The sequence below is a fragment of the Synergistaceae bacterium DZ-S4 genome, assembly GCA_025943965.1.
Taxonomy (GTDB): Bacteria; Synergistota; Synergistia; order Synergistales; family Synergistaceae; genus Caenicola; species Caenicola nitritireducens.
Genome location: JAPCWD010000020.1, coordinates 1 through 13203, shown reverse-complemented (window position 1 = coordinate 13203; position 13203 = coordinate 1). Strand labels below are relative to the sequence as shown.

Annotated in this window: 10 protein-coding genes and 1 pseudogene; 4 read left to right on the top strand and 7 right to left on the bottom strand. The window is 46.3% G+C overall.

Annotation, left to right across the window (positions count from 1 at the left end; all coding sequences use genetic code 11):
* Together OLM33_09760 and istB are read left to right on the top strand one after the other, a co-directional pair.
* Positions 1-236, top strand: a 236-nt coding sequence (locus tag OLM33_09760) for a hypothetical protein (protein MCW1713937.1), incomplete at its 5' end; no start/stop codon positions are given.
* Entirely contained in the window at positions 236-949 is a 714-nt protein-coding gene (gene istB, locus OLM33_09755) for an IS21-like element helper ATPase IstB (protein ID MCW1713936.1), read from the top strand. The genes OLM33_09760 and istB, both read left to right, overlap by 1 nt.
* A 167-nt stretch (positions 950-1116) precedes the next feature.
* Here istB and OLM33_09750 read toward each other — a convergent pair.
* Positions 1117-2229 (bottom strand): annotated as a pseudogene (locus tag OLM33_09750) (IS256 family transposase).
* 164 nt (positions 2230-2393) lie between these two features.
* On the opposite strand from OLM33_09750, the gene mutT reads away from it, so the two are divergent.
* Positions 2394-2780, top strand: coding sequence for an 8-oxo-dGTP diphosphatase MutT (gene mutT, locus OLM33_09745; GenBank protein MCW1713935.1), 387 nt, complete (start codon positions 2394-2396; stop codon positions 2778-2780).
* A gap of 65 nt (positions 2781-2845) precedes the next feature.
* On the opposite strand, the gene OLM33_09740 is transcribed toward mutT, so the two are convergent.
* Together OLM33_09740 and OLM33_09735 are read right to left on the bottom strand one after the other, a co-directional pair.
* Positions 2846-3763, bottom strand: a complete 918-nt coding sequence (locus tag OLM33_09740; GenBank protein ID MCW1713934.1) for a SufD family Fe-S cluster assembly protein — start codon at positions 3761-3763, stop codon at positions 2846-2848.
* Positions 3744-4499 (bottom strand): ATP-binding cassette domain-containing protein, encoded by a 756-nt coding sequence (locus OLM33_09735; GenBank protein MCW1713933.1) that lies wholly within the window; start codon positions 4497-4499, stop codon positions 3744-3746. The genes OLM33_09740 and OLM33_09735 overlap by 20 nt, the downstream gene beginning before the upstream one ends.
* Positions 4500-4639: 140 nt before the next feature.
* Between OLM33_09735 and OLM33_09730 the strand changes: the two genes are divergently transcribed.
* Positions 4640-5347: an SIMPL domain-containing protein gene (locus OLM33_09730; protein ID MCW1713932.1), complete on the top strand. Its 708-nt coding sequence runs from the start codon at positions 4640-4642 to the stop codon at positions 5345-5347.
* A 230-nt stretch (positions 5348-5577) separates the two neighbouring features.
* Here the strand turns inward: OLM33_09730 and recQ are convergent, their stop codons facing one another.
* The 4 genes from recQ to mprF form a co-directional block, all read right to left on the bottom strand.
* Positions 5578-7380 (bottom strand): DNA helicase RecQ, encoded by a 1803-nt coding sequence (gene recQ, locus OLM33_09725; GenBank protein ID MCW1713931.1) that lies wholly within the window; start codon positions 7378-7380, stop codon positions 5578-5580.
* Between the two features lie 154 nt (positions 7381-7534).
* Positions 7535-8179, bottom strand: a complete 645-nt coding sequence (locus tag OLM33_09720; GenBank protein MCW1713930.1) for a plasmid pRiA4b ORF-3 family protein — start codon at positions 8177-8179, stop codon at positions 7535-7537.
* A gap of 123 nt (positions 8180-8302) precedes the next feature.
* On the bottom strand, positions 8303-9553 hold the full coding sequence (locus OLM33_09715; protein MCW1713929.1) for an ATP-binding protein: 1251 nt from the start codon (positions 9551-9553) through the stop codon (positions 8303-8305).
* 568 nt (positions 9554-10121) lie between these two features.
* Complete coding sequence (gene mprF, locus OLM33_09710) at positions 10122-12677, bottom strand: bifunctional lysylphosphatidylglycerol flippase/synthetase MprF (GenBank protein MCW1713928.1); 2556 nt, start codon at positions 12675-12677, stop codon at positions 10122-10124.
* Positions 12678-13203 lie beyond the last annotated feature (526 nt).

Here is a 13203-nt window from a genome sequence, read left to right as displayed (position 1 = left end):
CATGCATGGCTATGCTCAAACTTGCGGATAAATATTCAGCCATACGCCTTGAGGCATCATGTGAGAAGGCACTGTCATTTACTTCCTGCCCCAGCCTTAAGAACATACAGGCCATCCTTATATCAGGCCAGGATAAACTTACGCAGGAGACAGAGAAGAATGAGGATGCGGCAAAAGAAAAGACAGAACAGTACGGCTTTACGCGCGGAGCAGGATACTACAGGAGGAACGGATAATGCTGGATAACAATACTATATCCAAGCTGCATGAGATGAGGCTTTCCGTAATGGCACAGTCTTTTGACGAACAGATCAAAAACGGATGCTTTGCGGAAATGTCATTTGAAGAGCGCTTCGGCATGATCGTTGATTCAGAATGGTCAGCACGAAAAAGCAACCGTTTGACCAGGCTGATACAGAAGGCTAATTATTCGATTCCTGGTGCCTGCATAGAAAATATCGAATACCATCCTGACAGGAAACTGGATAAGACTCAGATAGCAAGACTGTCTACGTGCGCATATATTGAGGAAAATCATAATCTGCGCATTCTTGGCGCGACCGGGAGCGGGAAGACTTATATTGCCTGTGCACTGGGAATGGCGGCCAGCCGAAATTTCTATTCCGTCAGGTATGTGCGTCTGCCGGAACTATTCGCTGAGCTGGCCATCGCCCGCGGTGACGGTACGTATCGAAAGGTAATAAAGCAATATAAACAGGTAAAGCTTCTTATTCTGGACGAATGGCTGCTCTTCTCTTTGAAGGAGAACGAGGCCCGTGATCTGCTTGAAATAGTTGAAGCGCGCCATAAAAGGGCATCCACGATGTTTTGTTCCCAGTTCGACGTTGCCGGCTGGCATCTTAAAATAGGCGAACCCACTTTGGCTGACGCCATATGCGACCGGATCGTACATGATTCATATACGATAATGATCGAAGGCGATCCATGAGGAAGAAGAACGGGGTAAAGACCAAAAAGTAAAAATCATGGCCCGGAGGACGGTTCCCTCCGGGCACTTCTGACCTGTTCAGTAGATGCGGCGAGGGTGTTCAGTTTAGAGCGGTCAGAGTGTTCAATCTGAAACGGTCAAGGTGTTTATTTTGAGCGGAATATGCAGTATTCGATCAGGTAGATCGTAACGAGCCTTATGTATGAATCAGCGTTAGGGAATATCCCAATCGGCCTTGTTCGCCTCCGGATCTCTTTGTTAAGGCGTTCCAGCATGTTGGTCGAAGATATTTTCCTTGGATCTACGTCCTCCAATCCGTAGAAAGCCAGTGAATCATCAAGACCTTCTTCAAGTATCCTGACCGCCTTTGGAAAACGTCCTTCATATTTTTCTGTCAAACGCTCTGCCCGGCGACGTGCGTCCTCTTCTCTCGGGGCAGTCCATATTTCTTTGAGTTCAGATGCGAATGCTTCTTTTGCATGATGCGGAACATTTACCAGAATGTTGCGCATGAAATGCACTTTGCAACGCTGCCAGGAAGCACCCGGGAATTCTTCAGCTATTGCTGATTTCAGGCCGGAATGAGCATCCGACACTATCAGAACAGGTCCAGTCAAGCCCCGTTTTTTAAGATTCCTGAAAAGCTGTGAATAGCTCTCCTTGGATTCTTCCATCATCGGTTCTAATGCCAGTATCTCTCTCTGTCCTTCTCTGTTTACTCCGCACACAATCAGCACGGCCATGCTTATTACTCTTCCGTCCACACGGACCTTCTCATAAAGAGCGTCTGTCCAGAGGATGGGATATGTAGTGCCTGAAAGATCCCTCGTGCGAAATGAACTTACCTGGTCATTCAGCCCTTTGGTCATTTCACTCACTTGGCTCTTTGATATGCTTTCAATGCCAAGGCTCTTAGCCAGCTTTTCCATGCGCCTTGTTGAAACACCCTGGACAAAGGCCTCCTGTATCACATGTATCAATGCATTCTCGCTGCGCTTGCGCTCCGTAATGAAGAAAGGGATATAGCCGCCAGTCCTTAACTTGGGGACCATCAGATACATCGTTCCCATTCTCGTATCAAGTCTTCTGGGTCTATAGCCGCTTCTGTAGCCGGTACGGGTTTCAGAGTGTTCATTCTTGTCCGCGCCTGCCTTATTTGAAATCTCTGCTTCCATGAGCCTGCTGCAAAGCCAGTCCAGCATGGAAAGCATCGGGTCGGGTTCCGACAGACACTGCAGTAGCAATTCTTCAAGTCCTGTGTTATTCTTTTTCAAAGCCATTGGGATTCTCCTTTTTGTAAGTGTCTCGAACACATTTAGTTTAAAGGAGCCCTAATGGCTTTGCTATATCTTTTCTTCAGCAAAATTGCGAACTTGATTCTACTCTATCAGTGGATTATTGCTTGTTAAAAACCAATATTAAAATCAACTGGTGGCCGGATAATATGACTCGTGTAAGTGCAGCGATAATAAAAAATTCTGATAACGAAATACTGATCTGTCAGCGGGGGCCCGGCGGGTCCTGCGAGTTTTTGTGGGAATTTCCGGGAGGAAAGATAGAACCCGGCGAATCCCCGGAAGAATGCCTGGTCCGGGAATGCCTGGAAGAACTTGAGATAGAGATCGAGGTCCTGGACCTCTTTGAAGAGACAAAATACTCATATCCGGAACGGGAAATAGAGTTCATGTTCTTCAGCGCATCACTGAAAAAGGGAGTCCCTACTCCTAATGTCCATGACTCCATAAAATGGGTATCACCCGACATGCTTGGAGAATACGAATTCTGCCCGGCCGACGTCTTCGTTGTTGAGAGGCTTGCCAAGGAAAATTGAAACGGTTGTGTGATCTGCTCATTCATAGCATGCATGCGGAAACGTACCCGCAATATTTCAACCGTTTATTTTAAGAAACCATGAAGGATAGTTTCCTCTGCCTCTTTCTCCGTCATCCCAAGCGACATCAGTTTTGTCAATTGCTCAGATTCTATCTTGCCGATAGCTGCCTCATGGATCAATTGAGCATCGGAATGGAAGGCTGATATCTCGGGAACAGACGAGACCTGTGCCTGATCCATAATGATGGAATCACACTGGATATGACCACGGCATCTGGCATAACCGCGCATACTCAGATGAAAAACCTGCTTGGACCCATTCTGCGCCACTGACCTGGATATGATCTGAGCGGAGGCATCTTCGCCGATCAAATTCACTGTGATGTTGGATTCTGCAGTCTGGTTCAGATATGTAAGCAGCCTTTCCGTAACGATCAAACGGGCGTTCTTATGCAAGCGCACTTCTGTCTCTCTCAACGCGCTGTCTATCCCCTTGATCTGTACCATTTCAAGTTCAGCGGTTGCATTTTCTTCTATCTCTATAATGGTTTTGGGGTTTAATATCCGTACGCCGCTGCCGTCCCCCTCGCCGTAGTGCTTTTCTACATACTTCATGCGGGCATCCTTGCGCACAAAGAATTCATGGATCCCGTCGTGCTGAGCCTTTTGTGTGCCCGGATTGTGGATCCCGCAGCCCGCCACAAGGAGCACGTCCGAGCCCTCTCCCACCTCGAATGTGTTGTAAACCATATCCTCCATCCCTTCAGAGAGGATAACGGGGATATGTACGCTCTCTCCTTTAGTGCCGGGCTTTATGATGACATCTATGCCGGGCTTGTCTTTTTTCGTAATGATATCGATATTCGCGGTCGTTTTACGTTCGACGCCCTGTCCGTTTTTACGGATATTGAATGCTCCGTGGGGCATCTCATGCAGATCCGCAACCTCGGCCAACAGTTTTTTATCTATCGCATCCAGCAATTGCTTTCCCTCCCTTGCTGCAATTCTGCCTGCACCTGCAATCCGAATCGAGCCGGCTGATCTCTCCAAGAACCTTTTCACGGTTGGTTATCTCGCTGACAGTCCCTTCGGCAACCATGATGATCTCGTCGGCCAAATTAAGGATCCGTTCCTGGTGTGATATTATCAGGATAGTTGTATCATATTTCCTGTTCATCTTTTCGAAAGTTTCCGTCAGCCTCTGCATGCTCCAAAGATCTATCCCCGCCTCAGGCTCGTCAAAGATGGCGAGCTTCAGGTCACGGGCCAAGATCGTTGCTATCTCTATCCGCTTGACCTCTCCTCCGGAAAAGCTGGCATTGATCTCGCGGTCCAGATAATCCTGAGCGCACAGACCCACGTCGTAAAGATGATCGCACGTATCAGCTGACGCATTTTTCCCTCCGGCTATTTCCAAAAGTTCACGCACCTTGATGCCCTTAAAGCGGGCAGGCTGCTGAAATGCGTAACCGATGCCCATCCTGGCACGTTCGTAGAGCTCCTTGTCCGTTATGTCCACGCCATCCAGCAAGATCCGCCCGTTGGTGGGCCGGTGGATACCCATGATCGTCTTGGCCGTTACGGATTTTCCGCCGCCGTTGGGGCCCGTCATTACATAGATCTTTTTATCTTCCAAGGTGAAATTCACGTCTTTTAATACCTGGATCTCGCCATTGTCGCCTTTTATTTTTAGCCCGACATTCTTGACCTCAAGCATCTTAATATCCCCCCGATATTTTACTTTTCATCCTATCCCTGATCCAATGAATGATATATGATTTAACTGTTTATATCAAAATTTGTCCCGTGAAAGGAGACCATATTATGAAAATATATTCCACTTCATTTAAATCAACCATGATGATTTTTGCTTTGATCGGAGCAATGGTGATCGGTGCATGCCCTGCCCTCTCTTCCGCAGAGCAGGCGAAAGAACGTAAGACGATAACGGTACAGGGGTCATCAAGCATAACGGCGGCGCCCACTATCGCATACGTCAGTATCGGGGTCACCACATTCAATAAAAATGCGGCAACGGCACAGGCCGAAAATGCCGTAAAAATGGACAGGGTATATAAGACTTTGGCTTCGCTGGGGATAAAGAAAGATAAGATAAAAACGGTCAACTACAACATCAGCCCGCGTTATGACTACAAAAACAATGTTGCCTCACTGGCCGGCTACAACGTAGTAAACAGCATAAGCGTAACTGTGGAAGCTCTGAAGAAGGTCAGCGATGTCCTTGACATGACGGTAAAAGAGGGGGTCAACCAGTCCAGCTCGATAGCATTCGGAGTCACCGACGAGGAGAGAGATAGGCTTTATCTTCAGGCCCTTTCGCAGGCTGTTGTGAACGCAAAGGAAAAGGCAAACACTATTGCATCTGCTGCGGGGATCGCCATCTCAAAGCCTGCAAACATAATAGAAGGCTCTTCCTCCCATTTCGTCCAGCCGAACTTCAGGGCCATGGATATGGCAAAGATGACAGCCGAGGCTGCCCCTACCCCGATTTCTGAAGGCGAACTGACGATCGAAGCCAGTGTGACTGTTATTTATGATTACTGATAAGAAGAGTTGTGAAGGACAAGCGGTTGGCAAGCAATAGGCAAGCAATCGTAAGAACCTGGGTCCCGGCTCACGGCCAGAGAGCCAACGAGTTACGAGTTGCGCGAATCGGCTGGTAGTTACACCAGGGGCATACCAGATAACAAGGGGGAGGCATTTGAGGACGACAGGAGGAGAGTTAAGGGTGGATTAGACCTGGATTCTCATCATGTGTCGTACTAGGCCGTTTTTTATCTGGGGCTTGATTTCCACTCTTTGACAGCTTTAATAAAGGCTTCGCCATACTTCTCCAGTTTGACACTGCCCACTCCCGGGACTTCAAGAAAGTTATCCCTGTCCATCGGCATCGTTTCACACATGGCGGAAAGTGTCCTGTCGGAGAAGACAACATAGGGAGGCACACCTTCTGCTGCAGCCAGCTCCTTTCTCAGTGAACGGAGCAAATCAAAGAGCTCTTCATTTGCAGCCCATGTTTGTTTGCGCTTCGATACAGATAGGGGCTTTTCGGCTCTTTCTTCCTGTTTTCGCATCATGAGTTTTGTCTCGCTTTTCAGAAACTGCGTCGTTCTCTCCGTAAAAGAGAGTACGGGAAATTCTACGTCTTCAGTCTGCAGAAATCCTTCCGCGGTCAGAAAATTTATCATCCCCCGTATGGCTTCGGCTTTGTATCCTTTCATGAGCCCCCAAGTTGAGATCTTGTCAAAGCCAAGTGACCTTATCTGAGCCTTCTGCGAACCGCGCAGCACATCTGTCAGAAGACTGCTTCCAAACTTTCGTCCGCCTGTCTGTTCGGCCATACGATAGACAGAGGATATTATCTTCTTTGCCTCCGTAGTGATGTCGACAAGATCTGTCTGTGATGTGCAGCTGCCGCAGGAACCGCAGGTCTCCGGCACGTCGCCTTCACCGAAGTAATTCAATATCCATGATCTTAAACATCCTGTCGTATGGCAATAGTCGACCATACCTCGGAGCTTAAGGTACGCTGATTTTTTTGTCCCGTTGTCTTCACTCTGCGATATGAAGTACCGCGCGGTCATTATGTCCTTTTCTCCGAAGAGCAGAATACAATCCGCGGGCAGTCCGTCACGTCCTGCACGTCCGGCCTCCTGATAATATGCATCCATAGTTGCAGGCATGTTGTAGTGGATAACATAGCGTACATTCGATTTGTCGATACCCATCCCGAAAGCATTTGTAGCAACTATGATCCCCACCTTGTCATATATAAAAGCTTCCTGGCTCTGGAGCCGTTCATCGCTGTCGAGGCCCGCATGATAACGCACTGCACTTATGCCGCTTCGGCAGATCTTGTCGCGTACCGACTCAACTTCCTTCCGCGTGGAACAGTAGACTATGCCCGAGACATTAGGAAATTTTTTAATGTAGTCAAGCAGATATTTTGTCTTATCGGCCGGATGTTCTACCTGAAAAAAGAGATTCTCACGGTCAAACCCCGTCACAACAGAAAAAGGAGATCTAAGCTCAAGCTGGTTGATAATGTCATCCCGAACCTCCGGAGTTGCAGTCGCAGTAAACGCAGCAACAACGGGGCGCTGCCGCAGCGAGGCTATAGCCGGTGCTATGTTGAGATAGGACGGGCGGAAGTCATGTCCCCATTGGGAGACACAGTGTGCTTCGTCAACTACTATCAGGGCAATATCCAGTGAATGGAGAAATTCTATGAAGCCGTTATTATCAAGACGTTCCGGAGCTATATAAAGCAGCTTTATCCTGCCGCTGCTCACAAGGCGGAATATGGAGACCACTTCGTCCCATGTCATAGAACTGTTTATCGAAGCGGCCTGCACCCCACTCTGGCGAAGGGCGTCTACCTGATCCTTCATAAGGGAGATAAGCGGAGATATGATTATGGAAACTCCTTTGCTCGAAATGGCAGGGATCTGGTAACAGAGAGACTTTCCTGCCCCTGTCGGCATTATCGCCAGTGCGTCATTGCCCTTAAGGATGTTGTCAATGATCTCCTCCTGCCCGCGGCGGAAGGAAGCATAGCCGAAAATATTTTTAAGCATGTCAATAGGCTGTGGCAAAACAAACATTCCTTTACGGTCATTTGAACCATGAGTATAGCACTGAAAGAATATTAGACTCGAACTTGTAAGGATCCCTTACAAGTTCGAACCATCCAATGTTGCATCGGTTAAATAGTACTGATGTTTGTATTCTTTAAAGGTCCGCCTGATGAATAAGTTTAAAAGCATAGATCATAGCGTAATTTGTCGCTTTACGGCTAAAGGGCCGGTAAAGCTGGCCTTCTCCCCATTCCTTCATCATTCTGTGGTCAGGGTCATGAGTATCTTTCAATGCGCTGAGAAATCTTTCATATCCCCCTATCCCGCCGACATCTTCAGGGGGGCACGCCCCTTTACCTTCTACTACTATAGGATGGCTTACTTTCCAATCTTCATAAATTGACTCAAAAGTAATACTGTGCTCCCACGAATCACCGAAATCATAGGTATATTGGAATGTTTTGACCTTCTTTAAATACGGATCGATTTCTGTGTTCCATGACTTCTTTACTTTCATTTTTGCAATTTTTTTTATATATCCGTCGGTCTCTCCCCGTTCGATCTGTCCTTGATTTTCTTTACACCAAACCTGCAAGTCGCAATAACCTTCTTCATCGCAGACTATCTTATGATTGAGATCCGGTATTTCGAATGAATAAAGATGATAATCCTGCCAACCCATTGCAAGTTGTATTGCGATGTGCAGTTTTTCAAAAGTCATTTCTGTCGGGATCACAACTCTTCTCCAGATAAGAGGTTCGGAATCTTTAAGTTCTATTTTGATTTCGTGTGCGCTCATTCTTTCACGCCCTTCCTGTGATTTTATAAAATAAATTTTGCAGTGTTTAGTCCTAAAACAACATCTAATTGTTCAACACATAATAATTTCCCTTCATAAAATCTATGACTGGCAACAAAAAAGTCAGATCAGCCAGGCTGGTACGTACCAGTTTTTTTTGTTGACAGGCAAAAGATCTGAGCAAAGACATACAACTGCGCCTGTGCCTATGTTCGTCCTTATGCGCCTTTCTCCGCTGACTTCTTCCTCTTTCGTTACAGGATCCAGTGCGTTGAAGTTTTTCGTTGCCTTAGACGGAAATGCGCTCTTTTTGATCTCGATAGGGAAGAGCGTATTGTTTTCATAAAGTATCAGATCTATCTCTTTATTATTACTGTCTCTGTAGTAATAAAGGGGTGGCCTTTTGCCATTATTGATGAAACTTTTATATATCTCTGAGACGACCCAGGTCTCAAAGAACTCCCCGCTCATCGCTCCTGCTTCAAGAGCCTCGACATCGTTCCATTTCGTGAGGTATGTGCACAGCCCTGTATCCATAAAATACATACGGGGAGATTTGACTACGCGCTTCAGCAAATTGTTGAAATATGGCTCTATAAGAACTACCAGCCCGGAAGTTACAAGCAGGGAAAGCCATTGTTTTGCTGTAGGTGCAGTTATGCCGCACTCTGATGCCATGGCATTGTAGTTAACTGTTGTCGCGGTCCTGGCAGCGGCTACACAGAGAAACTTATAAAAAGCCCCTTCATCTGCGACCTGGGTAAGGTCTCTTATGTCCCGTTCAAGATATGTACGGATATAGGATTCGTAATACGTATCCCGCCTGACTTGTTGATTCTCATATAGGCGGGGGAAGGATCCCCGGAATATCATGTTGAATGTTTCCATAATATCCATTTTTTTTGCAGCCGGAAGCCTTTTAAGAAGTTCCCCGGGATCTGTCGTGAAGCAGCCAAAGTGATTGTTGTTCAACTCGCTGTTTGAAAGGCCGAAGAGATTGAGGATGCCTGCCCTGCCTGCAAGGCTCTCGCTTATGTTCTGCATCATGTGGAACATCTGTGAGCCGGTAAGCCAGAAATCACCGTTTACTTTATGCTCATCAGCGTACATTTTAATGTATGGCAAAAGCTCCGGTGCATACTGTATTTCGTCAATGATAAGAGGAGGCGTGAAGCGCTGAAAAAAAAGAGCCGGGTCACTTACTGCGAGGTGCCTGTTTTTCGGGTCATCGAGACTGACATATTTCCTCTCTTTTTCGGCCAGGTGGCGAAGAAGTGTAGTTTTCCCGACCTGGCGGGGGCCTGTGATCAAAAGGACAGGATATGTACTGCTGACGTTGCGGACCGTATCTTCGATCGTTCTTGAAATGTACATAAACAGACCTCCAAACAATAAAAACTTATGCAAAAATAAAATGGTATTTTATTTTTGCATAAATTTTTAGTTAAGTCAATCTAATGCCTAAGTTTATATCAAATATTATCATCTTTGGCGGCAACAAGGCATATAAAAAATTACAGTTGATCAAATTAACATACTATGCGGATATAAATATTTAACTTACTAGTGGGTTTTGCAACAGCCAGATCCGCGTTTCCGCGCGCAGAGTGAAACTGGCAAACAAAAACTTATGCAAATTTAAAATGGTATTTTATTTTTGCATAAGTTTTTGAATTATTCAGAGCGGCTGTCAGCTGCGGGGCTTTTAATTTTGATAAATGTAACAGTCTGATTTTTTAAAGAAATTTTGCCTACCTGATAACCGTGATCAGGCAGTTCCTTTTTGTAATTCAGGAAAGAGTGATCGATCGGAACTCCCGCAATTTTCCCGATTTCCTCAAAAGAAAGGATGAGGGTATCCCTGCCCTCATTCTTTATATGTTCCCAAAGCCGATCATATTTGCTGATTCAGATCACCTGCTCAATATATTCATTTTACGGATCAAGCCCTTACCCTTATCCCCCTTGGACCTTTAGAGATAAGCACTGCAGCCGCGGCAAGGACAGCAGGAAGGGACAGTTCATGTGGGACTGCCACGTATCTCGGCTCCCATACAGGTTTGTATTTTTCTTTGTATTGCCTTAACCCCTGGAAGTTATAAAATGCATTTCCGTGCTCATATAAAATTTCCGCGGTCCTGCCCCAAAGCGAACCGTGAGGTCCTCCTGTAACTCCCGAAAGCGGAGCCATCCCGAGGTCAAAAAATGCGTACCCCTCATCTTTTGCCCACAGCATCAGATTCAGGAAGAGGAATTCCATCGTGTCCGAGGGAGCATTGTCCATGTATCTCATCATGTCGGGCGAGACCTCATTTTTGTCCGCACTCGTCCATACATTCGCGAATGCCTGAATTTCTCCGTTGCGCTCAACCACAGCGATCTTAAAATTGCAAATGTACTCTTCGCTGAAAAAACCCAGGGAAAATCCCTTTTCATGTCCCTGCTTTGATTTGAGCCACTGTGCTGAGATCTCTTTGAGCCTCGGAAGAACGGCTTTGACTTCTTCGTCGGAAAGGATACGGAATGTCGATCCATCCCTGGCAAGCTTTTTCAATGTATGTCTCTGCCCGTGCCATTCGGACCCCTTCTCAAAAAAGAGATCTGCAAGGGGGACCTTGGCGTTTTCTCCTATCTTTATCAGTGCAAGTCCCTGCTCTATGTAGAGGGAGAGGTTCCTCTCCCTAACTTCGTAATAAACTGCTTTTCTTCCGTTTACCTCCGCTTTCTCCCTGAAAGACCATGCCAGGTCGCTGAATTCTTCCCGGTCTCCAAATGGATCTCCCATCACGAACCAGTACGGACCCTCTTCTGCAAAGCATATCATCGACCTGCCCGTCGGGCTGAAGAAAAATGATTTGTCCCCTGTCAATGCAAGGAATGCGGAAGCGTCGGGGGACGATATTGTAATATTAAACGCCTTTTCAATATCAATTCCGGTAGGAACCATTGGAATGTCAGGTTTCACCCTGAATAGTTTTAACAAAGGAAGAATTAGTGCCGCGGCAGAAAGCATCACAGTTGCCCTCAAAAACCAGGGTGCCCTTCCTGAAAGAGCGAACTGAAGTATGCTGAGGCTTGAGTATTCCGAGTGCCTGAAGGAAAAATAGCCAAGCCATGCCGAAGATGCCAGAACAACTGCCGCCGGCAACAGCCAGTCAAATGATATTCCTGCTGAAAGAAGCTTGGAATCCCTGTCAAACTTTTCCCGGCCCGCAATGAGAGGCAGCACCATGATCACTAGTATCATAGCTTCTTCATAGTCCAGGCCTTTTAAGAGAGAGAGGCCGATTCCCGCAGCCATCAGAGCAATTGTGAGCTGCCATGCGATGCGAAGCCTTCTCCTTATGCCCTGCGCGAGAAATAGGAGTATGAGTCCTGCGAGGCTGCTCAGGAAGTGTGATATTTCGATAATGTCTATCGGTATAACTTTATTGAGAAAGGCAAGGCGATGCGCCAGTCCCGGTGTTGATCCTGAAAATAGCAGGACTGCTCCGGAGGCGAATACCCCGAGAGACAATATCGGAGGGTAGATCCCAATAAATCCTTTTCCAAAGCTCAGAGCAGCACTTTTTACATCCCTGCCTGAGGGATGTAATTGGCGTCCTCCCATCAAAAGGGCGGAAAGGCAAAGAGGAAAAAGATAATAGACTACTCTGTAGAGCAGAAGCGCACCTATCATCTCTGTCCCGGAGTACCACGGAGAGAGGGTCACCATAAGCGTAGAATCCAGGACTCCAAGCCCGCCGGGCACCTGGCTCATCCCGCCAAGAAGCACTGAAATTACGTAGCATCCGGTGTAGTGGATAATCGAGATGTCGCTGCCAGGAAGGAGTGAGAAGAGGACCATCGATGCACAAAAATAGTCGGCTCCGGATATCATGATCTGTGCTATGAAATATTTAAGAGGCGGCAGGGATATCTCTTCTCCCCTTACTTTTATGCTTTTTCCGGACCAACTGAGGACGGCTGCAGAAATTACAAATAAAAGGAGCAGAAATCCCGGGATCTTTCCCCATTCTTTCAATAAGGGTATACGGGCTATCATGCCCACGGGTTCAGAAAGTAAAAGCAGACCAAGTATTCCCGCAGATCCGAGACCAATTGTCAGATCACAGAAACCAAGGACTTTTGCCGTTTCCGAAACGCTCAGCCCATAAGCGCTATATATTCCGTATCTCGCGGAACCTCCGGTCAACACGGACATTCCCAGATTGAACGAGATCGCATTGCTGACAAATGAGGCAAACCCAATCTTTGCCCAGTGGAGTTTTTTCCCTATATATTTCAGCGCCAGACGGTCATTGAGGGTGAGTATTGCATAGTTAACTGTCGTAAATAACAAGGCAAAAAGGAGCCTGGAATAAGGGATATCAGCGACAGCCCCCCTTATCTCCGCATAGCTGTACTGCGATATTTCCTTATGGAGGGAATATACAGCAAAGGCTGTGATGACAAGACCGGTCAACTGCACAGCCCTTTTTTTGAGAGTCAGATCCAAATCAAACCCTCCTTTGCGTTAAAAACAACAGTATCCGCACCTGCTGAATTGGCCACCTAAAATTTTTTAGGATCTCATACTTATATATTTTATCTTAATGATTTTTCACGTAAATATGTATCTGAATAAAAGAGTTCATATCAGTGTGCAGCAGAGCTGAACAGGCGGAGCTTACCGAAAAAACAGCAAGTTCTTTTTAAAAATTTGACCCGGTTCGGAAAGATATGGGTCGTTTTATGACAACAGGAGTATAATTCAGTGATGATAGGACAGCAAAAAAAATCCGCAACCATTCTTGAGAACACAACTTTTAATTCTTGTTCACATAATAATTAATTTTTAAATTAATATATTATCAATTCAGCAAATTTATAACATATATCATAAATTATTACTTTAATAACTCAACTTTCCCAGCAGCAAAACATGTTTCGAACCTTGAAAAATCCATATAGGTCACGCACATAATAGCAATTGGCACCTCAGATAACTTGGCAATGCGTTTAAGAATAACTCTGTCATCTTT

Bases quoted from the DNA above. Each gene is read 5' to 3' on its own strand.
- OLM33_09735 (MCW1713933.1), bottom strand. From the start codon at position 4,499: ATGCTTGAGGTCAAGAATGTCGGGCTAAAAATAAAAGGCGACAATGGC.
- recQ (MCW1713931.1), bottom strand. From the start codon at position 7,380: ATGCTTAAAAATATTTTCGGCTATGCTTCCTTCCGCCGCGGGCAGGAG.
- istB (MCW1713936.1), top strand. From the start codon at position 236: ATGCTGGATAACAATACTATATCCAAGCTGCATGAGATGAGGCTTTCC.
- mutT (MCW1713935.1), top strand. From the start codon at position 2,394: ATGACTCGTGTAAGTGCAGCGATAATAAAAAATTCTGATAACGAAATA.
- OLM33_09715 (MCW1713929.1), bottom strand. From the start codon at position 9,553: ATGTACATTTCAAGAACGATCGAAGATACGGTCCGCAACGTCAGCAGT.
- OLM33_09720 (MCW1713930.1), bottom strand. From the start codon at position 8,179: ATGAGCGCACACGAAATCAAAATAGAACTTAAAGATTCCGAACCTCTT.
- OLM33_09730 (MCW1713932.1), top strand. From the start codon at position 4,640: ATGATGATTTTTGCTTTGATCGGAGCAATGGTGATCGGTGCATGCCCT.